The 23994-nt window shown below is 50.0% G+C and carries 23 protein-coding genes and 2 other annotated features; all 23 genes read right to left on the reverse strand.

What is annotated here, in order from left to right; all coding sequences use genetic code 11:
• Window positions 1-2: 2 nt before the first annotated feature.
• The gene (tuf, locus tag BJU60_RS13010) at window positions 3-1190 is read right to left on the reverse strand and encodes an elongation factor Tu (RefSeq protein ID WP_070329246.1); all 1188 of its coding nucleotides are present in this window, start codon (window positions 1188-1190) and stop codon (window positions 3-5) included.
• A 114-nt stretch (window positions 1191-1304) separates the two neighbouring features.
• Window positions 1305-3383: an elongation factor G gene (gene fusA, locus BJU60_RS13015; protein ID WP_070329247.1), complete on the reverse strand. Its 2079-nt coding sequence runs from the start codon at window positions 3381-3383 to the stop codon at window positions 1305-1307.
• A 116-nt stretch (window positions 3384-3499) separates the two neighbouring features.
• Window positions 3500-3967 carry a 30S ribosomal protein S7 gene (rpsG, locus tag BJU60_RS13020; protein ID WP_016508928.1) on the reverse strand — a complete coding sequence of 156 codons (468 nt, stop codon included), beginning with the start codon at window positions 3965-3967 and terminating at the stop codon, window positions 3500-3502.
• A gap of 45 nt (window positions 3968-4012) precedes the next feature.
• A complete protein-coding gene (rpsL, locus tag BJU60_RS13025) occupies window positions 4013-4435 on the reverse strand; it encodes a 30S ribosomal protein S12 (RefSeq protein ID WP_012727683.1) in 423 nt (140 codons plus the stop codon).
• A gap of 288 nt (window positions 4436-4723) precedes the next feature.
• Complete coding sequence (rpoC, locus tag BJU60_RS13030; RefSeq protein ID WP_070329248.1) at window positions 4724-8323, reverse strand: DNA-directed RNA polymerase subunit beta'; 3600 nt, start codon at window positions 8321-8323, stop codon at window positions 4724-4726.
• 22 nt (window positions 8324-8345) lie between these two features.
• Window positions 8346-11894, reverse strand: a complete 3549-nt coding sequence (gene rpoB / locus BJU60_RS13035; protein WP_070329266.1) for a DNA-directed RNA polymerase subunit beta — start codon at window positions 11892-11894, stop codon at window positions 8346-8348.
• 193 nt (window positions 11895-12087) lie between these two features.
• A complete protein-coding gene (locus BJU60_RS13040; protein ID WP_070329249.1) occupies window positions 12088-12684 on the reverse strand; it encodes a class I SAM-dependent methyltransferase in 597 nt (198 codons plus the stop codon).
• Between the two features lie 85 nt (window positions 12685-12769).
• Complete coding sequence (rplL, locus tag BJU60_RS13045) at window positions 12770-13135, reverse strand: 50S ribosomal protein L7/L12 (RefSeq protein ID WP_070329250.1); 366 nt, start codon at window positions 13133-13135, stop codon at window positions 12770-12772.
• Window positions 13136-13190: 55 nt separating this feature from the next.
• Window positions 13191-13697, reverse strand: coding sequence for a 50S ribosomal protein L10 (gene rplJ / locus BJU60_RS13050; protein ID WP_070329251.1), 507 nt, complete (start codon window positions 13695-13697; stop codon window positions 13191-13193).
• 45 nt (window positions 13698-13742) lie between these two features.
• Window positions 13743-13896: a sequence feature (ribosomal protein L10 leader region), on the reverse strand.
• A gap of 59 nt (window positions 13897-13955) precedes the next feature.
• Window positions 13956-14642, reverse strand: a complete 687-nt coding sequence (gene rplA, locus BJU60_RS13055) for a 50S ribosomal protein L1 (RefSeq protein ID WP_083274148.1) — start codon at window positions 14640-14642, stop codon at window positions 13956-13958.
• 98 nt (window positions 14643-14740) lie between these two features.
• Complete coding sequence (rplK, locus tag BJU60_RS13060; RefSeq protein WP_070329252.1) at window positions 14741-15166, reverse strand: 50S ribosomal protein L11; 426 nt, start codon at window positions 15164-15166, stop codon at window positions 14741-14743.
• Between the two features lie 148 nt (window positions 15167-15314).
• Window positions 15315-15866 (reverse strand): transcription termination/antitermination protein NusG, encoded by a 552-nt coding sequence (gene nusG, locus BJU60_RS13065; RefSeq protein ID WP_016508920.1) that lies wholly within the window; start codon window positions 15864-15866, stop codon window positions 15315-15317.
• Window positions 15867-15883: 17 nt separating this feature from the next.
• Window positions 15884-16054 (reverse strand): preprotein translocase subunit SecE, encoded by a 171-nt coding sequence (secE, locus tag BJU60_RS13070; RefSeq protein WP_012727692.1) that lies wholly within the window; start codon window positions 16052-16054, stop codon window positions 15884-15886.
• A 34-nt stretch (window positions 16055-16088) separates the two neighbouring features.
• On the reverse strand, window positions 16089-16235 hold the full coding sequence (rpmG, locus tag BJU60_RS15065; protein ID WP_083274150.1) for a 50S ribosomal protein L33: 147 nt from the start codon (window positions 16233-16235) through the stop codon (window positions 16089-16091).
• A gap of 127 nt (window positions 16236-16362) precedes the next feature.
• Complete coding sequence (sigH, locus tag BJU60_RS13075) at window positions 16363-17004, reverse strand: RNA polymerase sporulation sigma factor SigH (RefSeq protein ID WP_070329253.1); 642 nt, start codon at window positions 17002-17004, stop codon at window positions 16363-16365.
• A gap of 202 nt (window positions 17005-17206) precedes the next feature.
• Window positions 17207-17755: a YacP-like NYN domain-containing protein gene (locus BJU60_RS13080; RefSeq protein WP_070329254.1), complete on the reverse strand. Its 549-nt coding sequence runs from the start codon at window positions 17753-17755 to the stop codon at window positions 17207-17209.
• Window positions 17752-18489 carry a 23S rRNA (guanosine(2251)-2'-O)-methyltransferase RlmB gene (gene rlmB, locus BJU60_RS13085; RefSeq protein WP_035386115.1) on the reverse strand — a complete coding sequence of 246 codons (738 nt, stop codon included), beginning with the start codon at window positions 18487-18489 and terminating at the stop codon, window positions 17752-17754. The genes BJU60_RS13080 and rlmB overlap by 4 nt, the downstream gene beginning before the upstream one ends.
• A 121-nt stretch (window positions 18490-18610) precedes the next feature.
• The gene (locus BJU60_RS13090) at window positions 18611-19015 is read right to left on the reverse strand and encodes a Mini-ribonuclease 3 (RefSeq protein WP_035386102.1); all 405 of its coding nucleotides are present in this window, start codon (window positions 19013-19015) and stop codon (window positions 18611-18613) included.
• On the reverse strand, window positions 19012-20409 hold the full coding sequence (gene cysS / locus BJU60_RS13095; RefSeq protein ID WP_070329255.1) for a cysteine--tRNA ligase: 1398 nt from the start codon (window positions 20407-20409) through the stop codon (window positions 19012-19014). The genes BJU60_RS13090 and cysS overlap by 4 nt, the downstream gene beginning before the upstream one ends.
• Complete coding sequence (gene cysE / locus BJU60_RS13100) at window positions 20378-21067, reverse strand: serine O-acetyltransferase (RefSeq protein WP_070329256.1); 690 nt, start codon at window positions 21065-21067, stop codon at window positions 20378-20380. Before cysE ends, cysS begins: the two co-directional genes overlap by 32 nt.
• Window positions 21068-21116: 49 nt before the next feature.
• Window positions 21117-21320 (reverse strand) — a binding site (T-box leader).
• Window positions 21317-22774: a glutamate--tRNA ligase gene (gene gltX / locus BJU60_RS13105; protein ID WP_174545522.1), complete on the reverse strand. Its 1458-nt coding sequence runs from the start codon at window positions 22772-22774 to the stop codon at window positions 21317-21319. Its footprint overlaps the feature before it by 4 nt.
• 45 nt (window positions 22775-22819) lie before the next feature.
• The gene (gene ispF, locus BJU60_RS13110; protein WP_070329258.1) at window positions 22820-23293 is read right to left on the reverse strand and encodes a 2-C-methyl-D-erythritol 2,4-cyclodiphosphate synthase; all 474 of its coding nucleotides are present in this window, start codon (window positions 23291-23293) and stop codon (window positions 22820-22822) included.
• Entirely contained in the window at window positions 23290-23970 is a 681-nt protein-coding gene (gene ispD, locus BJU60_RS13115) for a 2-C-methyl-D-erythritol 4-phosphate cytidylyltransferase (RefSeq protein WP_167615748.1), read from the reverse strand. The genes ispF and ispD overlap by 4 nt, the downstream gene beginning before the upstream one ends.
• Between the last annotated feature and the right edge of the window lie 24 nt (window positions 23971-23994).

Genomic DNA, 23994 nt, shown 5'->3' on the forward strand with positions numbered 1-23994 from the left:
GATTACTCGACGATTTCTGTTACCGAACCAGCACCTACAGTACGGCCACCCTCACGGATTGAGAAACGTGTTCCGTCTTCGATCGCGATTGTAGAAATCAATTCGATCGTCAACTCGATGTTGTCTCCTGGCATTACCATTTCAGTACCTTCTGGAAGGTGAACGATACCTGTTACGTCAGTTGTACGGAAGTAGAACTGCGGACGGTAGTTCGCGAAGAATGGCGTGTGACGGCCACCCTCTTCTTTAGAAAGAACGTAGATTGAAGCTTTGAATTTAGAGTGCGGAGTGATTGTACCTGGTTTAGCAAGTACTTGTCCACGCTCGATGTCTTCACGTGATACACCACGGAGAAGAGCACCGATGTTGTCGCCAGCTTCTGCATAGTCAAGAAGCTTACGGAACATCTCTACACCAGTACATACAGTTTTCTTAGTTTCTTCTGTAAGACCAACGATTTCAACTTCGTCGTTGACGCGGAGAATACCACGCTCAACACGACCAGTCGCTACAGTACCGCGACCAGTGATTGAGAATACGTCCTCAACTGGCATCATGAAGTCTTTGTCCGTGTCACGAACAGGCTCAGGGATGTACTCATCAACTGCGTTCATGAGTTCCATGATTTTTTCTTCCCATTGTGGTTCGCCGTTAAGCGCGCCAAGAGCTGAACCTTTGATTACAGGGAGGTCGTCGCCTGGGAAGTCATATTCAGAAAGAAGTTCACGGATTTCCATCTCAACGAGTTCGAGAAGCTCTTCGTCGTCAACCATGTCAACTTTGTTCATGAATACTACGATGAAAGGAACACCTACTTGACGTGAAAGAAGAATGTGCTCACGTGTTTGTGGCATTGGGCCATCTGTTGCCGAAACAACGAGGATCGCGCCGTCCATTTGTGCAGCACCAGTGATCATGTTTTTAACATAGTCAGCGTGACCTGGGCAGTCAACGTGTGCGTAGTGGCGTTTTTCAGTTTCGTACTCGATGTGAGCTGTTGCGATTGTGATACCGCGCTCGCGCTCTTCTGGAGCACCATCGATTGCGTCAAACTTTGTAGCTGTTTTCCCTTGTGCTTTTGAAAGTACAGCTGAAATCGCTGCAGTCAAAGTTGTTTTACCGTGGTCGACGTGGCCAATTGTACCAACGTTAACGTGCGGTTTAGAACGGTCGAATTTTTCTTTACCCATTCTAGATTCCTCCTCTATAGACAATTAATTTTTTATTTAACTAGGAAGACGTAGGCTACTTTTAACATACGTCCTCCTTAGCTTACAACAATCATTTCAGCGTTACAACCGTTATTAGCCGTTCGCTTTTTTGATGATTTCTTCTGCAATTGACTTCGGTACTTCTTCGTAGTGGTCGAAGTGCATCGAGTACGTTCCACGTCCTTGCGTACGTGAACGGAGTGACGTTGCATATCCGAACATTTCCGAAAGTGGAATCATCGCTTTAACGACTTGTGCGTTACCGCGAGCTTCCATACCTTCTACGCGTCCACGGCGTGACGTGACGTCACCCATGATGTCTCCCAAGTATTCTTCTGGGATGACAACTTCAACACGCATCATTGGCTCAAGGATGACAGCTTTCGCTTGTTCCTTAAGTTGTTTGACCGCCATCGAAGCAGCAACTTTAAACGCCATCTCGTTCGAGTCGACATCGTGGTACGATCCGAAGACGAGGGCAGCTTTAACGTCAACTACTGGGTAACCAGCGAGGATACCGTTTTCGAGAGCTTCTTGAATACCGTTTTGAACAGCTGGTACGTATTCACGTGGAACAACACCACCGACGATCTTGTTCTCAAATTCGAATCCAGCACCTTCTACGTTCGGTTCGAATTCAACGACAACGTGACCGTACTGACCGCGTCCACCCGATTGACGTACGAATTTCGAATCGATCTTCGCAGCGCTACGGATTGTCTCACGGTAAGCAACTTGTGGTGCACCGACGTTTGCTTCGACTTTGAATTCGCGACGCATACGGTCAACGAGGATATCAAGGTGAAGCTCACCCATACCAGAGATGATCGTTTGACCAGTCTCTTGGTTTGTTTCAGTGCGGAAAGTTGGATCCTCTTCTGCGAGTTTCGCGAGGGCTTGACCCATCTTGTCTTGGTCTGCTTTCGATTTAGGCTCGATTGCGACCGAGATAACCGGTTCTGGGAATGTCATTGACTCGAGAACGACGTTGTCTTTCTCTGAGCAAAGTGTGTCACCAGTCGTTGTATCTTTAAGACCAACAGCAGCGGCGATGTCACCAGAAAATACCATTGGAATTTCTTCACGGCTGTTTGCATGCATTTGAAGGATACGACCGAGACGCTCGCGCTTCCCTTTAGTCGAGTTCTTCACATACGAACCAGCTTGTGCTGTACCAGAGTACACACGGAAGAATGTCAATTTACCGACGTAAGGGTCAGTCATGACTTTGAACGCAAGTGCCGAGAACGGCGCTTCGTCAGAAGGTTCACGCGTGATTTCTTCTTCTGTATCGAGGTTGATTCCTTTGATTGACTCGACATCAACTGGTGATGGGAGGTAATCAACAACAGCGTCCAACATCAATTGAACACCTTTGTTTTTAAAGGCCGAACCTACAAGTACAGGATAGAATTCAACGCTAAGTGTTGCTTGACGAATACCAGCTTTGAGTTCTTCGATTGAGATCTCTTCGCCTTCGAGGTATTTCATCATCAAATCTTCGTTGTAATCCGCAACGCCTTCGATCAAGCGACCACGAAGTTCTTCAGCTTGGTCAGCCATATCAGCTGGGAAGCCTTCTGTTACTTCGATGTCAGTACCGAGGTCGTTCGAGTACATGTATGTCTTTCTTTCGACGAGGTCGATGATTCCTTTGAATTCATCTTCTGCGCCGATTGGAAGTTGGATTGGGTGTGCGTTAGCGTGCAAACGTTCGTGAAGTGTTTTCACCGAGTACATGAAGTCCGCACCAATCTTATCCATCTTGTTGACGAATACGACACGTGGAACACCGTATGTTGTCGCTTGACGCCATACAGTTTCTGTTTGTGGTTCAACACCTGACTGAGCGTCAAGTACAGCAACTGCGCCATCAAGTACACGGAGTGAACGTTCAACTTCAACTGTGAAGTCTACGTGTCCAGGTGTATCGATGATGTTTACACGGTGGCCATTCCACTGTGCAGTCGTCGCTGCAGAAGTGATCGTGATTCCACGCTCTTGCTCCTGCTCCATCCAGTCCATTTGTGAAGCTCCTTCATGAGTTTCACCAATCTTGTGGATACGACCTGTGTAATAAAGAATACGTTCAGTTGTAGTCGTTTTACCGGCATCGATGTGAGCCATGATCCCGATGTTACGAGTATTCTTTAGGGAGAATTCTCTTGCCATACTGGGTATTCTCCTTCCGCATGTGTTTTTCGTGTGCTGGCACACGATATGATTATACCCGAAAGCCACTCCATTAAGCCACCGCTTGGTGACGTGGAGTGGTCTTTACGTTTAACTTACCAACGATAGTGAGCAAACGCTTTGTTCGCTTCTGCCATCTTATGCATGTCTTCGCGTCTCTTAACAGAAGCACCAGTGTTATTGGCTGCATCCATGATTTCATTCGCGATACGTTGCTCCATCGTCTTCTCGTTGCGGAGACGAGCGTAGTTCACGAGGTAACGAAGACCAAGTGTCGTACGGCGTTCTGGACGAACTTCAACAGGAACTTGGTAGTTTGCTCCACCTACACGGCGAGCTTTAACTTCAAGTACAGGCATGATGTTTGTCATTGCTTCTTCGAACACTTCCATAGGCTCTTTGCCTGAGCGTTCAGCGATGAGACCAAATGCGTTGTAAATGATAGTTTGAGCTGTACCTTTTTTACCGTCTAACATGACACGGTTAATGAGGCGAGTTACCAATTTCGAGTTGTAGATCGGATCTGCGATAACGTCACGACGTTCTGCACGGTTTTTACGCATCCGAGTACCCTCCTTTCAAAATTTCAGTAGTTTAGTTTGCGAGAATTACTTCTTCGCAGCTTTCGGACGTTTCGTACCGTATTTAGAACGGCCTTGCATACGTCCGTCCACACCTGCAGTGTCAAGTGCACCACGAACGATGTGGTAACGTACTCCTGGTAAGTCTTTTACACGTCCTCCGCGGATAAGAACAACGCTGTGCTCTTGAAGGTTGTGGCCAATACCTGGAATGTACGCAGTCACTTCGATTTGGTTAGTCAAACGAACACGGGCATACTTACGTAAAGCCGAGTTCGGTTTCTTCGGAGTCATTGTACCAACACGTGTACAAACACCACGTTTTTGTGGTGAGCTCACGTTTGTTTGTGACTTGATGAAACTGTTGTAACCTTTGTTAAGTGCTGGAGAGTCAGATTTAACGACTTTCGATTTGCGTCCTTTACGGACTAACTGGTTGATAGTAGGCATCTTTGAAGATCCTCCCTTCCTGAATTATGCTATTTTCTAGACCCACCGACCCGGGTGGTTCATTTAAGGTCATAACGAAACGCTTTTACGAGGCGTAGGCATTCCATGACCTCGCAAAAACGTGAGTTATACCTTGAAAGTGGCAATAATAGCAGCCAAACCTTTCCGTAGAAAGATCGGTTAACGTCCAAGTAGCTTGCCGACTGCTGGACACCATTGTCATCGACAACAACCGATTGGCGGCACTAAATCATAGTAGCACCGCCAAAGAGTGCTGTCAAGACGTTTTTACTCGACGTTCGCGTCTTCGAGGACGGCTTTCGACGCATCTTCTTTAAGTTTAACGTCACGGTATACCGGCATCCCTGTACCAGCTGGCACGAGTTTACCGATGATGACGTTCTCTTTGAGTCCGAGAAGATAGTCGCGTTTGCCTTTGATGGCAGCGTCTGTCAACACGCGAGTCGTTTCTTGGAACGAAGCGGCCGAGAGGAACGAATCTGTCTCAAGCGACGCTTTCGTGATTCCGAGAAGGACCGGTTTCGCCGTTGCTGGGCTCTTACCTACGCGAAGTACATCTTTACACGCTTCTTTGAAGACGCCGATGTCGACGAGTGAACCAGGGAGAAGTGGCGTGTCACCTGACTCGATGACTTTGACGCGACGAAGCATTTGGCGAACCATGACTTCGACGTGTTTGTCGCCGATTTCTACCCCTTGCATCCGGTATACTTTTTGAACTTCTTGAAGAAGATAGTTTTGGACACCAGACACACCACGGACGGTGAGCAATTCTTTCGGATCGATCGAACCTTCCGTGAAGACTTCCCCGGCATCTACCGTGTCGCCGATCTGAACGCGTAAACGCGCTCCGAACGGAATCGTGTACGTACGAGTCTCACTGAGTCCTTCGACCGTGAGTTCCCGCTTGTCACGCGACTCGGTAAAGTCGATGACCGTACCAGGAATTTCCGAGATGACCGCTTGACCTTTCGGGTTACGAGCCTCGAATACCTCTTGGATACGTGGAAGACCTTGCGTGATATCATCTCCGGCTACCCCACCTGTGTGGAAGGTACGCATTGTAAGCTGCGTTCCTGGCTCACCGATTGATTGCGCGGCGATGATTCCGACTGCTTCGCCAACTTCAACGTTCGAGCCGGTCGCCAAGTTACGGCCGTAGCACTTCTTACATACGCCGTGTGACGTGTTACATGTGAAGGCTGTACGGATTTCAACTCGTTCGATACCAGCGTCGACGATGTCGCGGGCGATATCTTCTGTGATCAATTGGTTCTTCTCAATCATGACTTCACCCGTTTCCGGATGTGCCACTGTCTCGAACGCTGTACGGCCGACGAGGCGGTCATACAAGTTTTCGATTTCTTCCGTGCCTTCGCGGAGAGCGGCAACGCGGATTCCGCGGTCCGTTCCACAATCTTCTTCACGGATGATGACATCTTGGGCAACGTCGACGAGACGACGCGTCAAGTAACCTGAGTCAGCCGTTTTAAGGGCTGTATCGGCAAGACCTTTACGCGCACCGTGCGTTGAGATGAAGTATTCTTGAACCGTTAGTCCCTCACGGAACGACGATTTGATTGGAAGTTCGATGATGCGGCCAGATGGAGCGGCCATCAAACCACGCATCCCTGCGAGCTGCGTGAAGTTGGACGCGTTACCACGGGCACCTGAGTCAGACATCATGAAGATCGGGTTCAAGCGGTTGAGGGATTTCATCAATCGCGATTGAATCTCGTCCTTCGCTTCGTTCCAAGAGCGTACAACGCGCTCGTAACGCTCATCTTCAGTGATGAGACCACGACGGAACGACTTCATGATTTGGTCGACTTGAGTTTGCGCTTCATCAAGGATTTCTTGTTTGTCCGGAAGAACGATGATATCGGCGATTCCGACCGTCACACCCGCTTTAGTCGAGTGTTTGAAGCCGAGATCTTTCATCCGGTCAAGCATGCGGCTCGTTTCAGTCGTTTCAAACTTCTGGAACACTTCCGCGATGACTTTACCAAGGAATCCTTTTTTGAACGGTTCGATGAGTGGACGTGCGGCAATTTCTTCCGCGACGTTGGCACCTTTTTCGATGAAGTACTTATCAGGCGTTGCTTCCTGCAAGTTTTCCATCGTCGGTTCGTTCAAGTATGGGAACGTGTTCGGCAAGATCTCGTTAAAGATCATCTTACCGACTGTCGTGATTAACATTTTCTCATTTTGCTCCGCTGTGAACGTCGGGTTGTTGAGCGTACGTGCTGGAAGGGCGACACGTGTATGCAAGTGGACGTATCCATTTTGATACGCGATGAGCGCTTCGTTGACGTTCGACAAAATTTTCCCTTGTCCGATGGCATCGTCGCGTTCAAGCGAGATGTAGTAGTTACCGAGGACCATATCCTGCGATGGTGTAACAACTGGTTTACCATCTTTCGGGTTCAAGATGTTCTGTGCAGCGAGCATGAGGAGACGAGCTTCTGCTTGCGCTTCGGCTGAAAGTGGTACGTGGACCGCCATTTGGTCACCATCAAAGTCGGCGTTGTAAGCCGTACATACGAGTGGGTGTAGACGAATCGCACGGCCCTCGACGAGAATCGGTTCGAAAGCTTGAATCCCTAGACGGTGAAGTGTAGGGGCACGGTTCAAGAGAACCGGATGCTCACGAATGACTTCTTCGAGGACGCCCCAGATTTCTGGTTGCATCTTCTCAATTTTGCGTTTGGCGTTCTTGATGTTCGACGCGATCCCGCGACCGACAAGTTCTTTCATCACGAACGGTTTGAAGAGTTCAAGGGCCATCTCTTTCGGGAGACCACATTGGAACATCTTCAAGTTCGGTCCAACGACGATAACCGAACGTCCTGAGTAGTCGACCCGTTTACCAAGAAGGTTTTGACGGAAACGACCTTGTTTCCCTTTCAACATATGTGAAAGCGACTTAAGTGGACGGTTACCTGGACCTGTTACCGGACGACCACGACGACCGTTGTCGATGAGGGCGTCAACCGCTTCTTGAAGCATACGCTTCTCGTTTTGCACGATGATGTTCGGCGCGCCGAGATCGAGCAAACGTTTGAGACGGTTGTTACGGTTGATGACTCGACGATATAAATCGTTCAAGTCAGAAGTCGCAAAGCGCCCACCATCGAGCTGCACCATCGGGCGAAGCTCAGGTGGAATGACAGGAAGTACTTCGAGGATCATCCAATCTGGATCATTCCCCGACGTGAAGAACGCATCGAGCACTTCAAGACGTTTGATCGCACGTGTACGACGTTGGCCTTGAACTGTCTTCAATTCTTCGCGGAGTTCTCCGACTTCCTTCTCGAGTTGTACGTCTTGAAGGAGTGTCCGGATCGCTTCCGCACCCATGTCTGCTTTAAAGTCACTACCGTACTTCTCACGGTAGAGACGGAATTCTTTTTCCGAGAGAAGTTGTTTCTTCTCGAGCGGAGTGTCACCTGGTTCTGTCACGACGTACGACGCGAAGTAGATTACTTCTTCGAGCGCACGCGGTGACATATCGAGAACAAGCCCCATTCGACTTGGAATCCCTTTGAAGTACCAGATGTGCGAAACCGGAGCCGCGAGCTCGATGTGGCCCATACGTTCGCGACGCACTTTCGCTTTCGTCACTTCAACGCCACAGCGGTCACAAATGACTCCTTTATAACGGATTCGTTTGTATTTCCCGCAGTAACATTCCCAGTCTTTCGTAGGACCGAAGATTCGTTCACAGAACAGTCCGTCCTTCTCTGGTTTGAGTGTACGATAGTTGATTGTTTCCGGCTTTTTGACTTCCCCGTAAGACCACGAACGGATCTTTTCGGGTGAAGCCAAGCCGATTTTCATATATTCAAATCGATTAACATCTACCAAGGGGCCGACCTCCCTTTTCGCCTTATTCCTCTTCCGTAACAGTCGGTTGAACGACTTGTTCTAACGCCGATGTTGCGTTCGGGATGTTGTCGTCATCTTCATCTTTCATTTCAACTTCTTCGTCGTCCACAGACATCATCTTGACTTCCATACCGAGCGCTTGAAGCTCTTTGATCAAGACGCGGAACGATTCAGGAACGCCCGCTTTCGGAACGCTCTCGCCTTTCACGATTGCTTCGTATGCTTTCACACGACCAACCGTGTCATCCGACTTGATTGTAAGGATTTCTTGGAGCGTGTAGGCTGCGCCGTACGCTTCAAGTGCCCAAACTTCCATCTCACCGAAGCGCTGTCCACCGAACTGTGCTTTACCACCGAGCGGTTGTTGCGTAACGAGCGAGTATGGTCCTGTCGAACGAGCGTGAAGTTTATCATCAACCATGTGCGCAAGTTTGATCATATACATGACACCGACCGAGACGCGGTTATCGAACGGTTCACCAGTACGACCGTCATAGAGACGAGTCTTGGCATCTTTGTCCATTCCAGCTTCTTCAATCGTTGCCCATACGTCTTCTTCACGTGCGCCATCGAATACAGGTGTCGCCACTTTGATGCCGAGCTTTTTAGCCGCCATTCCAAGGTGGAGTTCAAGTACCTGACCGATGTTCATCCGCGATGGTACACCGAGTGGGTTAAGCATGATGTCAATCGGTGTGCCGTCTGGCATGTATGGCATGTCTTCTTCAGGGAGGATCCGCGAGATAACACCTTTGTTACCGTGACGTCCCGCCATCTTATCCCCTTCGTGAATCTTACGTTTTTGAACGATGTAGACACGAACCATTTGGTTCACACCCGGTGAAAGTTCGTCGCCGTTCTCACGGTCGAACACCTTGACGTCCAAAATGATGCCGTCGCCGCCGTTTGGTACACGGAGTGACGTATCACGGACTTCACGGGCTTTCTCACCGAAGATCGCATGCAAGAGACGCTCTTCCGCCGTCAGTTCAGTTACACCTTTAGGCGTGACTTTCCCGACGAGGATATCGCCATCTTTCACTTCCGCACCAATGCGGATGATCCCACGATCGTCCAAGTTGCGAAGCGCGTCATCACCGACGTTCGGAATATCACGTGTGATTTCCTCAGGTCCGAGTTTCGTGTCTCGTGACTCTGACTCATACTCCTCGATGTGAATCGAAGTGTAGACGTCATCTTTCACGAGGCGCTCACTCATGATGATCGCATCCTCATAGTTGTAACCGTCCCAAGTCATGAAGGCGACAACGACGTTACGACCGAGCGCGAGCTCACCCATATCCATCGATGGACCGTCAGCAAGGATTTCTCCTTTTTCGACTTGGTCACCAGCAGCGATGATCGGCTTTTGGTTATAGCACGTTCCTTGGTTCGAACGAACGTACTTTTGAAGTTTGTAGCGGTCAAGGTCACCTGAAACCGTTGTTCCATTCACGTCAGACGTGCGGCGGACCAAGATTTCACGCGCTGTGACACGCTCGACGACACCTGGGTATTTCGCGATAATCGCGGCCCCAGAGTCTTTCGCTGACACGTACTCCATACCAGTACCGATAATCGGCGAGTCTGGTTGAAGGAGTGGTACAGCTTGACGTTGCATGTTCGCTCCCATGAGGGCACGGTTCGAGTCATCGTTCTCAAGGAACGGGATACATGCTGTTGCCGCAGAAACAACCTGTTTCGGCGAAACGTCCATGTAGTCGACTCGACTTGGCTCAACTGACAAGTTTTGTCCGCGGAAGCGGCAAAGGACTTGCTCGTTTGCAAAGTAACTGTCTTCAGTGAGCGGCATGTTCGCCTGGGCGACGACGTAGAGATCTTCTTCATCCGCCGTCATATATTGAATCTCGCTCGTGACGAGACCTGTTTCTGGGTCGACTCGGCGGTACGGTGTCTCAATGAAACCGTACTCGTTTACTTTCGCAAAAGATGAAAGCGAGTTGATGAGACCGATGTTCGGTCCTTCAGGTGTTTCGATTGGACACATCCGACCGTAGTGCGAATAGTGAACATCTCGAACTTCGAAGCCGGCACGCTCACGTGTCAAACCACCCGGTCCGAGTGCAGAGAGACGACGCTTATGCGTGAGCTCTGCGAGCGGGTTTGTTTGGTCCATGAACTGTGACAACTGCGAGCTACCGAAGAACTCTTTCAGCGATGCGATTACCGGGCGGATGTTAATCAGCGCCTGTGGTGTGATCGCATTTTGATCTTGAATCGACATCCGTTCTTTTACGACACGTTCCATACGAGAAAGACCGATACGGAATTGGTTTTGGAGAAGTTCTCCGACTGAACGAAGACGACGGTTTCCTAAGTGGTCGATGTCATCTGTTGTTCCGACTTCGTGAAGTAAGTTGAAGAAGTAGTTGATCGATGCAATGATATCCGCTGGTGTGACGTGCTTGATGCTACGGTCGATGTTGCCATTACCGATAATGTTCAAGACACGCTCTCCATCCGGGTCATCCGGTGAGATGACTTTAATCGATTGGAGACCAAACGGCTCACCTTCAGCAACGCCGCCAGTTGGCTCAGCGTCCATGTAACCGAGACCGTTTTCCAAATGCGGAAGGACGCGGTCTAAGTTGCGACGGTCGAGGATTGTTCCAGCTTCGGCGATCACTTCGCCTGTCTCTGGGTCAACGAGCGTCTCGGCCAATTTCTGACCGAAGAGACGGTTTTTAAGATGAAGTTTTTTGTTCATCTTATAACGACCAACGTTTGCGAGGTCGTAGCGTTTCGGGTCAAAGAAACGTGAGACGAGAAGTGATTTCGCGTTTTCAACCGTTGGTGGTTCACCAGGGCGGAGACGCTCGTAAATCTCGATCAACGCTTTCTCTGTCGACTCGGTATTATCTTTTTCAAGGGTGTTCCGAAGATATTCATCATCCCCGAGAAGGTCGATAATTTCTTGGTCCGTACCAAATCCGAGAGCACGCAACAACACCGTTACCGGGATCTTACGGGTACGGTCGATACGAACATAAACGATATCCTTAGCATCTGTCTCAAGTTCGAGCCATGCTCCACGGTTCGGGATGACTGTTGCACCGAAACCACGTTTACCGTTTTTATCGAGTTTAGAATTGTAATAGACGCTCGGCGAACGAACAAGCTGGGAAACGATGACGCGTTCTGCGCCGTTAATAATAAACGTTCCCGACTCTGTCATAATCGGGAAATCACCCATGAATACTTCTTGTTCTTTAAGCTCACCTGTCTCTTTGTTTTGCAGACGTACTTTCACGCGCAATGGCGCAGAATAAGTGACGTCGCGCTCCTTCGAGTCATCAATCGAATATTTCGGCTCGCTAAGCGAGTAATCGATGAACTCAAGCACGAGGTTTCCAGTGAAGTCGGAGATTGGCGAAATGTCGGTAAACATCTCTTTCAATCCTTCACGTAAGAACCACTCATAAGAAGCAGTTTGAATTTCAATCAAATTCGGAAGCTCTAATACCTCACTGATACGGGCAAAGCTTCTTCTCTGACGGTGACGACCGTACTGAACAAGTTGACCAGTCAACTGATTCACCTCTCAGACCCCCAATTCTCTATCGAATTTTTCGGGCGTAATAATCGAACATTGTCATTGAATGTCGCCCTTTTTCCGCGTCTAAAAAGCGGCAAACGCGGCAATTCAAGGCGAATTCCATTCCAATGGCATTTTATAATGTTAGCATATACGTTATAGCGAGTCAACAAGACTCAACCGTTTGTCAAGAGCGAATTGCCCGGAAAATAAAATAGCCTTTGTCTTTGGCAACCGTCTCGACCTGACCGAACACATCTTCAAGCAACTTCTTAGCAGAAGGCGCTCCTTGTTTCTTTTGAATGACGACGTAGAGTGCCCCGCCTATGACGAGATGCGCGTACGCATCTCTTAAAATCGTGTGAACCACTTGCTTCCCGGCCCGAATCGGCGGATTGGTCACGATAGCGGCAAATTGCTCGCCTCCGACTCCATCATATGCGTGGCTAAGCCGTGTTTCGATCGTCACCCCGTTTTGGGCGGCGTTTTGCTCTGACAAGGCAAGCGCTCGTTCGTTCACGTCGACGAGAAGCGCTTCACGCCCAGAGGCGTCGGCAAGCGAGATCCCCATCGGACCGTAGCCGCAGCCTACATCTAAAATGCGACCTTCAACTTCCGGCACTTCAAATGACTCGATTAAGAGACGTGACCCAAAATCGACCGATCCTTTCGAGAACACGCCGCGGTCCGAGGTGAAGCGATACATCTTCCCTCGCAACTCATACGTCCACGTCTCAGGGGCACTTTTCGAACTCGGATCGTTCGTATAGTAATGATCTCCCATGCATTGAACCTCCTAACCCACTCTTCAAGGAAATAAAAGAAGCTCGCCATAGCGAGCTTCTATACGTTGTGAAGTAAAAGTTAGATTACTTAACTTCGACAGATGCGCCAGCTTCTTCAAGCTTAGCTTTAACTGCGTCTGCATCTTCTTTAGAAACGCCTTCTTTGACTGGAGCCGGAGTTCCGTCAACGAGTGCTTTTGCTTCTTTAAGACCGAGGCCAGTAAGTTCACGTACTGCTTTGATTACGTTGATCTTACCAGAACCTGCGCTTGTGAGGATTACGTCGAATTCAGTTTGCTCTTCAGCTACTGCTGCGCCTGCACCTGCTGCTGCTACTGGAGCTGCTGCTGATACGCCGAATTCTTCTTCGATTGTTTTTACGAGTTCGTTAAGTTCGAGAACCGTCATTGATTTGAGGTCTTCGATGAATTGCTCTTTGTTGAAAGCCATTATGGTTTTCCTCCTTTGATGTTGTAAAAAGTTTTTTTACGCTACGCGACAAAGATTAAGCAGACTGCTCTTCTTTTTGTTCTGCGATTGCGTTTGTTGCGATTGCGAGCCCGCGGATCGGAGCTTGAAGGACGCTGAGAAGCATCGAGAGAAGACCATCGCGTGATGGAAGTTCTGCAAGGGCTTTAACTTCTTCGAGTGAAGTTACTTTGCCTTCGATGATTCCGCCTTTAAGTTCGAGCGCTTTGTGCTCTTTTGAGAAGTCGTTCAAGATCTTCGCTGGAGCAATAACGTCTTCTTTCGAGAACGCGATTGCAGTAGGACCTGTGAAGACTTCATCGAGACCGTCATAACCAGACTGAGTCGCCGCGCGACGAAGGAGACCGTTTTTGTATACTTTGAACTCGATTCCAGCGTCACGAAGTGTTTTACGGAGTGTAGTCACTTCTTCAACTGTAAGTCCACGGTAGTCAACAACGATCGTTCCAACGCTTGCTTGCATTTTCTCAGCGATTTCATCAACGAGTACCGATTTCTGAGCTACGATTTTTTCGCTTGCCATGTTTGTGCACCTCCTAGTCAATTCTTATACCGGACGAGAGGCTGCTCTCCAAAAAGAAATCCCTCGTATGAAGACATACGAGGGCGTAATTGTTTGAAAGTAAACCTGTGACAACAGGCTCAAGTTCGAGCAAAGACACCTCGGAAGGGTTTACGGACCGATGTCCACCTTCTGTCTGCGGTAATCCAACATATTCGGTTGAACGTGTTTTACTTTAACAGCGGCATCACACGTTGTCAACAGTTTATTTCAAGTGAATTACTTGATGAAATCGGCAGTCGCGACACGGATACCAGGACCCATTGTCGAAGAAAGCGCGATGTTTTTGAGGTAAGTTCCTTTTGCAGTAGCAGGCTTAACTTTCATGAGTGTCTCGAGGATAGTCTCGATGTTCTCAGAGAGTTTTGTTGCTTCAAATGACTTCTTACCAACTGGTACGTGGATGTTACCGGCTTTATCAACACGGTACTCAACTTTACCAGCTTTGATGTCCGCGATTGCTTTCGCAACGTCGAACGTGACTGTGCCTGTTTTCGGGTTAGGCATGAGGCCTTTTGGTCCGAGAACGCGACCGAGTTTACCAACTTCACCCATCATGTCAGGTGTCGCAACGATAACATCGAAGTCGAACCATCCTTGTTGGATTTTAGTGATGTACTCAGCGTCGCCGACGAAGTCAGCGCCAGCCGCTTCAGCTTCTTTAACTTTTTCGCCTTTTGCAAAGACGAGAACTTTTTGTGTTTTACCAGTACCGTGTGGAAGTACAACGGCACCGCGGATTTGTTGGTCCGCTTTCTTCGGATCTACGCCGAGACGGACAGCAATTTCGATTGTTTCATCGAACTTAGCTGTTGCAGTTTTTTGAACGAGTTCAACCGCTTCTGCGAGGTCGTAAGACTTCGTGCGATCAACAAGCTTAGCTGCTTCTTGGTGTTTTTTACCCATGATTCTTTTCCTCCTTGTGGTTAGCGGAATTTCCTCCCACATAATGAAGGGATTGAAGGTGAGCAAAATATGCACCGACAATCCCAGAGACTAATAAATTAGTCTTCGATTACAATACCCATACTGCGCGCAGTACCTTCAACCATAAGCATCGCTGTTTCTACAGACGCTGCGTTAAGGTCAGGCATTTTAAGTTCAGCGATTTCGCGAACTTTATCACGCTTAACCGTTGCTACTTTCTTACGGTTCGGTTCTCCTGAACCGCTCTCGATACCAGCAGCTTTTTTCAAAAGAACTGCAGCTGGTGGAGTTTTCGTAATGAATGTAAACGAACGATCTTCGTATACCGTAATGACTACAGGAATAATCAATCCGGCTTGGTCTTGTGTACGAGCGTTGAACTCTTTACAGAATCCCATGATGTTAACACCTGCTTGACCAAGTGCTGGACCAACTGGTGGTGCTGGGTTAGCTTTACCAGCAGGGATTTGAAGTTTAACGAGTTTAGTAACTTTTTTCGCCACGAGACACACCTCCTTAAGTCTAAAATGTGGTTTCTTGGACGTTGTGCGCCCTCCCACTCAATCTATTAGGTCGAGTTTGTACTGAAATATAGCACAACATCAAACATTTCCGATTGTACCATCCGTTTCCGAGAATGGCAAGTGGGTTTTAGTTAATTTTCTGAACTTGTTCGAAATCAAGCTCAATTTTTGTTTCGCGGCCGAACATGTCGACGACGACTTTGAGCTTCTCTTTGTCAGTTTCGATCTCATCAATCGTACCTTCAAAGTTCTCGAACGCGCCTTCTTTGACACGAACGAGATCGCCAAGCTCATAGTTATAACGGTCTTTCTTCTCGATCAGACCCATCTGCGAAAGGACGTTCGTCACTTCGTCAGGCTGGAGCGGGATCGGCTTGGCGCCGCCCCCGGTTGATCCGAGGAAGCCCGTTACGTTTGGCGTGTTACGAACAACATACCATGAATCGTCTGTCATAATCATCTCGACGAAGACATATCCAGGGAAGTTTTTCACTTCACGCTCTTTAATTTTCTTTTCGCCACTCTTCAACGTGACTTCTTCTTGCGTTGTTTCGGTCGGAACGAGGACGCGGAAAATTTTATCTTCCATGTTCATCGAACCGATTCGACGTTCTAGGTTTTCTTTGACATTGTTCTCAAAGCCAGAGTACGTCTGGACAACAAACCATTGTTTCTCCACGGCTTTCACCTCTTTCCTTAGTTAATCAATAGGTTGACGAGATAACTGACACCAGTATCTACGCCGAACACGAACAGGCCGATCACGACGACCGTCGCGATGACTGTGATGGTATATTTTGTGAGCTCTTTACGAGTCGGCCAACTCGTCTTCTTTAACTCTTTCCATACATCGCGCAAAAAGTTCATGGTAGCTTCCTCCTACGTTGAATGCCAATCTACGTTACTTTGATTCTCGATGTGTTGTGTGCGCATTGCAACGACGGCAGAACTTGTTCAGCTCGAGCCGCGTCTGCACATCATCTTTCTTGGTCGTCGAGTAAACTCTTGACCCGCAATCCGCGCACTCGAGACTTACTTTCTTTGCCATCCATAAGCGCCCCTTTCGACAGCTCCATATTAAAAAAGAGCGAAAAAAAAACGCCTCCTGTAAATGGCGTCTACGGACAAGGCGCTGCCTTAAAAGTATCACATAGGAGGCGTGCGGTCAATACGAGTTAACTCGTCAGCATTTTAACGTCAACATGCCGCTCGAATTTTTTCTTCACGCGCTGCAAGGCGTTATCGATCGACTTCACGTGACGGTCAAGGTCGTCAGAGATTTCTTGATACGAACGGCCATCCAAATAAAGACGAAGCACTTTTCGTTCCAAGTCACTGAGGAGCTCATCCATCTTCTCTTCCATGAACAGTTGTTCTTCCCGCGTGACGAGCAAGTCTTGCGGATCGTTCGGATGCGGAGGCAAAATCACGTCGAGCAACGTCCGGTCAGACTCATCGTCAAAGATCGGCTTGTCGAGCGAGACGTATGAGTTGAGCGGAATATGCTTCTGACGCGTCGCCGTCTTAATCGCCGTGATCATCTGACGGGTGATACACATCTCGGCAAAACTCTTAAACGACGCGAGGCGTTCATCCCGATAGTCACGCACGCCTTTATACAGACCGATCATTCCCTCTTGGACGATATCCTCGTGGTCGGCGCCAATCAAAAAGTAAGACCGCGCCTTCGCCCGCACGAAGTAACGGTAACGTTCAATCAAAAACTCGAGCGCATCACTATCCCCTTCATTCCGCGCTAGAGAGACGAGCTCTTCGTCTGACATCGTTTCAAACTGCTCGTATGGCCATCCGTTCATGTTTCATACCCCCCGGCAATTGATAATGAACTATGTAAGTTAGTGCTCTTATTATAGGCGTCATACAAAACGACCGTCAAATAAATTTCGAAAAATTCCGTCAATTAGATATGGTGTAGCTCATACAACTAATAGTATACAACATTTCTTTCCAAAAAAATGTCAAACTAAAAACAAAAAACGAGTCCATTGTATGAACTCGTCAGTGAGAATCCTCACCGTTCGACTTACGGCGCCGCATTTCTTCAAAACGGGCCATGACGTCGGGCGGGATATCGATTGTTTTTCGATTGGACCGGTCGCTCGCGAGCGTCTGACGCTCTTGCTCAATCGCCACTTTCGCTTGCTTCCAATCCTTTAATAGTTCGGTCGCTGGGACACGGAGGGCACCTTGACCGAAGATGACCCATTGCTCGGTAAAGTCGTTTGTGGCGACGAATAACGTCACTAAACGATCGTCCACGAGTTCATGGGCCCGCCGTTCGATCCACTCATCCGCCGTTTCGTTCTCCTTCGTATAGACGACCTCGACCCGGCTCCGCTTCTGGATCGACTCGCGCCCATAGCGCATGTGGGCATCAAAGACGACCGTCACCATGCGGCCTGTAGCGGCCTGATACTCGGCCATCGCTTCAATCAAGTCATTTCGAGCTTGATCGAAGTCGATGTCCCGCAGTTTTCGAAGATGCGGCCACGCCCCAATGATGTTATAGCCATCGACGAGGAGTAATTCTCGCTTTTTCAGGCTCATGATAACGGATTACGAGAGCGATGCACCTCATACAGAAGAAGTGCGGCCGCGACCGAAGCGTTGAGCGACGTGACATGACCGACCATCGGCATATGGACGAGGAAGTCACACGCCTCGCGCACGAGACGGCCCATCCCTTTCCCTTCGCTGCCGATGACGACGACAAGTGGCATGTTCCCATCGAGCCGACGATAGTCTTGACTCTCACTCGCGTCAGTTCCGACGATCCACATCCCTTTTTCTTTCAATTCTTCGAGCGTCCGCGTCAAGTTCGTGACACGCGCGACCGGGATATATTCAATTGCTCCCGTCGAGGCTTTCGCGACGGTTTGCGTCAAGCCGACCGAGCGCCGTTTCGGAATGATGACTCCATGGGCGCCGACCGCGTCAGCTGTCCGTAAAATCGATCCCAAGTTGTGCGGGTCCTCTAGCTCATCGAGCAAAATAAAGAGCGGTGTCTCCCCTTTAGACTCGGCAAGCGCGAACATATCGTCAAGCGTCTTATACTCGTAAGCCGCAACGGCCGCGACGACGCCTTGATGGTGTTCACTGCCCGCCATCTTTTCAAGCTTCGTCTTCGGGACGAACGAGATCTGTACCGAGGCCTCATTGGCCATGCCGATAATTTGGGCGAGCGGCCCTTTGTGCTGCCCTTCCATGATAAAGACTTTATTCATATCCCGTCCGCTCCGAAGCGCCTCGATTACTGGATTACGTCCATATAAGAAATCGATGCCTTCTTCAAGGACGTCAACTTCTTGATAGTCCGGGCGTTCCGGCTTTTGACGGTGCGGACGGTCGCCCCGTTCGCCTCTTGGACGGTCGAACGAACGCTTGTCGTTCGCTCGTCCTCCGTCATGTCGTTTCGGGTTGCTCGGTTTCGAGCCATGTGAGTGCCTGTTCGATGAGTTCTTCAAGACGATCCCTTCTTTCTATTAGATATGTGTAGCCGATCAATGCCTCAAAAGCTGTCGAGTAGCGGTACGTGTGGACGTCGGTGCGTTTCGGGATCGACCCTGATTTCGCATTTTTACCGCGCCGGACGATCGCTGTCTCGTCCTCGCTCAAGATACCCGTCTCTAACCAGTGGGTGACGACGCTCGCTTGCGCGGTTGCGTTCACGTAACGGACGGCCCCGCGATGGAGGTCGTTCGGTCGCGTCAACCCTTTGCCGAGCAGTCGTTTTCGTACCGCCATCTCATACACTGCGTCGCCCATATAAGCGAGGGCGAGCGCGTTTAGTTGATTCGCATTCGTCATGACCGTTTCCACCGTACGCCTTGCGCCGTATCTTCGAGCTGGATGTTCTGTTGTTTCAACAAGTCACGGATCTCGTCGGCACGGGCAAAGTTACGCTCTGCTCGGGCCGTATTCCGCTCGAGAATCAACTGATCGATCTCGGCGTCGAGTAGTTCTGTTTCCACTTCAATCGTCAACCCGAGCACGCCCGTCAATTCCTTGAACAAGTCGAGCACTTGCTCGAGCGTATCTTTCGAGACATGGTCTGCTTTGGCGTAGATGTTTGCCTCTTTTGCTAAATCAAACAATACTGTCACGGCGTTCGCCGTGTTGATATCATCATCCATCGCTTCGATAAATGCTGCTTTCACCGTCGCAAGTTTTCGCTCCATCGCCTCGCTCGGTTCAACGAGACCGGCCGTGACCGACAGACGGTATTCGACGTTATGGTACGCTTCCTTGATCCGGTCCCATCCGTTCGCGGCCTGATTGATCAGCTCGCGGCTATAGTTGATCGGATGACGGTAGTGGACCGATAACATGAAGAAACGGAGCACCATTGCGTCGACTTCTTTTAACGCCTCGTGGACGAGCAGGAAATTCCCGAGTGATTTCGACATCTTCTCGTTCTCGATGTTGATGAAGCCGTTGTGGAGCCAGTAGTTCGCAAACTTCGTATGGTTGCACGCCTCAGACTGCGCAATCTCATTCTCGTGGTGCGGGAATTTGAGGTCATGCCCGCCTGCGTGAATGTCGATCGTTTTGCCGAGGTGCTTCTTCGCCATGGCCGAGCATTCGATATGCCAGCCGGGGCGTCCTTGTCCCCAAGGGCTGTCCCAAGCCGGCTCATCTGGTTTAGCCGCTTTCCAGAGCACGAAGTCGAGCGGGTCTTCCTTCTTCTCCCCGACGTCAACACGTGACCCGGCCCGAAGGTCTTCAATCGACTGTTGGCTGAGCTTGCCATACTCTTCAAACTTACGCGTCCGGAAATAGACATCGCCTTCTGACGCGTAGGCGTAGCCTTCATCCTCTAAGTTACGGATAAAGTCGATGATTTCCTCCATCGTGTCGGTGACACGTGGATGCACGTCCGCTGGCAAGACGTTCAACGCACCCGTATCCGCCAAATAAGCGTCGATATAGCGGTTCGTCAGCGTTCCGACATCTTCACCGAGCTCATTCGCCGTACGGATGATCTTATCATCCACATCGGTAAAGTTGAGGACGTACTTCACGTCGTAGCCTCGGTATGTCAAATAGCGGCGTACCGTGTCGAATGCGATGGCCGGACGGGCGTTTCCGACGTGAATATAATTATAGACGGTCGGTCCGCATACGTACATGGACACTTTCCCAGGAACGATCGGGTTGAACGGTTCTTTCTTATTCGTGAGGCTGTTGTAAAACTGAATCATGTGACTTCTCCTCCATCTGTTTCTCGAGTAATGCTAACTTACGTTCCAAATCAGCCACGGCGTTCTCTAACCGCTCTTGGCATTCACGATCCGGGTCCGGTAAGCGATGGTCGAGGTCGTGCTGTTTGACCCGCTCCCCGTTGCGGATGACGACACGTCCAGGGATTCCGACGACGGTCGAGTCTGATGGGACATCTTTTAAGACGACCGAACTGGCCCCGATTTTGACGCAATCGCCTATCGTGATATTACCGAGCACTTTCGCGCCGGCCGAGATGAGCACATCGTTCCCGATGGTCGGATGCCGCTTCCCTTTTTCTTTGCCGGTTCCGCCGAGCGTCACGCCTTGATAGATGGTGACGTTGTTGCCGATGATGGCCGTCTCCCCGATGACGATCCCGAATCCGTGGTCGATAAAGACACCTTCGCCGATGATGGCACCCGGATGAATCTCAATCCCGGTCACCCAGCGACTCGTCTGGGCAATCATTTTAGCCAATAGTTTAATATTGCGAGTCCACAACCCATGCGCGATCCGATGCGACCATAAGGCATGGAGGCCTGGATACGTCAATACGACTTCTGCTTTTGAGCGGGCAGCCGGATCGAGTTCGAGCACGTTCCGGATGTCGGCGCTCACACTTTTCCAAAATCCCATAATTGTTCTCCTTTTCCATATCAAAAACAAAGACGCCCCTGTGCCAAGGCACAGAGACGCCGTAAGCGCGGTTCCACTCTGTTTGGGAAAGTTCCCCTCTCAAGTCTCGTTAACGCCGAGTCGCGGTCCCGACTACATATCGCCGGAACGGCTCCGAGGTGCACTTCGACGGGGGACGCTTCTAGAACTTCCAGCCTAGGTTCTAGTCTCTGACAAGTGTCAACCCGCTTACTTTCCTCATCGTTGCCTTTAAGCTAATAATGTTGTGAGACGTGCCAACACACGCTCTTTGCCAATCAGCGCAATCGCGTTTGGAAGTTCTGGTCCATGTGTTTGTCCGGTCGTGGCGACACGGATTGGCATGAACAAGTTCTTTCCTTTTTGCCCAGTAGCTTTTTGAGTGGCCTTCGTAGCCGCTTTGACAGCTTCCGGTGTGAAGTCCTCAATCGCCTCGAGCTGCGTTTTGAACTCGGCGAGTACAGCCGGCACCGCTTCACCGGCAAGCACCGCGTTCGCCGCCTCGTCATACTCGACCTCGTCTTTAAAGAACAAGTCTGTCAACGGTACAATTTCGGCACCGTGTGTCATTTGTTCTTTATAAAGAGCGATGAGCGCTGTGGCCCAGTCCGCCTCTTCCATTGACAAGGCTTCAGGCAATCGTCCTGCTTCTTGTAAGAATGGTAAACTGAGTGCCACCACTTCGTCAAGCGAAGCCTGCTTCATGTAGACACTGTTGATCCAAGCGAGCTTATGCTGGTCGAATACGGCCGGACTCTTCGATAGACGGCCCGCGTCGAACATGTCGATAAACGCTTCTTTCGTGAAGATTTCCTCTTCACCGACTGGAGACCAACCGAGAAGCGAGATGAAGTTGAAGAGCGCACCAGGGAGATATCCGAGGTCTGCATATTGTTCGATGAACTGGATGATCGACTCATCACGTTTCGAGAGCTTCTTATGGTTCTCGTTATAGATCAATGTCATGTGACCGAACGTCGGATACTCCCATCCGAGTGCATCGTATACCATCATCTGTTTCGGTGTGTTCGCGATATGGTCATCCCCGCGCAACACGTGGCTGATTTTCATCAAGTAGTCATCGACGACGACGGCAAAGTTGTACGTCGGGATTCCGTCTTGCTTGACGATGACCCAGTCTCCGAAGTCTTTCGACTCGAACGAAACGTCGCCTTTGACAACGTCTGTCCATTTGTACGTAACCTGTTCTGGCACTCGAATCCGAATCGACGGCTTCCGTCCTTCGGCTTCAAACGCCGAGCGCTCAGCGTCGCTCAAGTCGCGATGTGCTCCCGAGTAGCGTGGTGCTTCACCGCGTGCGATCTGTGCCTCGCGCTCCGCTTCGAGTTCTTCTGACGTCATGTAGCATTTATAAGCGAGCCCTTTGTCCATCAACTCGTTCACGTGTTTATTGTAGAGATCGAGTCGTTCCATTTGGAAATATGGACCGTAATCGCCATCGCGACCTGGACCTTCATCCCACTCGATACCGAGCCATTCCAAGTACTTCATCTGACTTTCGACACCGTTCTCGACGTTTCGTTTTTGATCCGTGTCCTCGATCCGAAGAATCATTTTCCCGCCTGCGTGGCGAGCATATAAATAGTTAAATAGCGCGGTCCGGGCGTTCCCGATATGAAGGTGACCCGTCGGACTTGGCGCATAGCGTACACGCACTTCACTCATAATATTTCCACCTTTCTTCTCTTCTGCCCAAATAGTATACCACTTTTTTCAAGCACGGTTGAGCAAGATGACCGCCTGGGCGGCGATTCCTTCTTCACGTCCCGTGAAACCTAACCGTTCCGTCGTCGTCGCTTTCACGTTCACTTGGCTAATATCAGCTTCAAGCAGTTCGGCGATGACCGCGCGCATGTCATCGATATACGTCCGGAGCTTCGGCCGTTCCGCCATAACGGTCGCGTCTACGTTGCCGAGCACATACCCTTCTGCCTTGACGAGTTGCCATACGTGTTGGAGCAACACTTTCGAGTCTGCATCTTTAAAATCGGGATCCGTATCCGGGAAGTGTTTGCCGATATCCCCTGCCGCGATGGCACCGAGCGCCGCATCTGCGATGGTGTGAAGTAACACGTCGGCATCCGAGTGTCCAAGCAAACCGCGGTCGTGGGGAATCTCGATCCCTCCTAATATAAGCGGGCGCCCTTCTGCGAACGCATGTACATCAAAACCTTGTCCGATTCTCATCGATAGTCCTCCTTCGTCAAGATCGCTTCCCCGAACAACAAATCCTCAGGGGTCGTCATTTTTATGTTGTGATAGTCACCTGGAATGACGGTGACTTCTTTACCTGACCACTCGAACAAGCTCGCATCATCAGTCCCGATGAATCGGGATGATTCTGCCTGGTCATGAATCGCCCGGATGTCAGCCACAGGAAACGCTTGCGGTGTCTGAGCGAGCCAAAGCGTCTCACGGGGAACAGTTTGCGTAATCGTCCCCGCGGTCACTTGTTTCACCGTATCTTTCACAGGAACGGCTAAAATGGCCCCTTTCGTCTGAGCCGCTTCCGCTACTTGATGCAACTGACTGATTCGAACGAACGGCCGGGCCCCGTCATGGATCAACACAACTCCGTCCGTGTCGATTGTCTGTAAACCGGCTCGAACGCTCTGTTGCCGTTCTTCCCCGCCTGCCACGTACGTAATCGGCGTCGGGACGTGACGTAACTCATGCGCGAACCAGGCTTCTTCTTCCGGACGAATCGCCAGAACAATCTGTTCACACCATGTGTCTCTCGCAAACGCCTCGACGGTCCAGACGATGATCGGTTTTCCTTGGAGCGACAACATCAACTTGTTCTCATCGGCTCCCATACGTTTGCCTTTCCCGGCAGCCGGGATGACGACCGTGTAACGTACCATCACGTTCACCTCTCTTCGTGAAAA

This window comes from Exiguobacterium aurantiacum (genome assembly GCF_001766415.1).
Lineage (GTDB): Bacteria > Bacillota > Bacilli > Exiguobacteriales > Exiguobacteriaceae > Exiguobacterium > Exiguobacterium aurantiacum_A.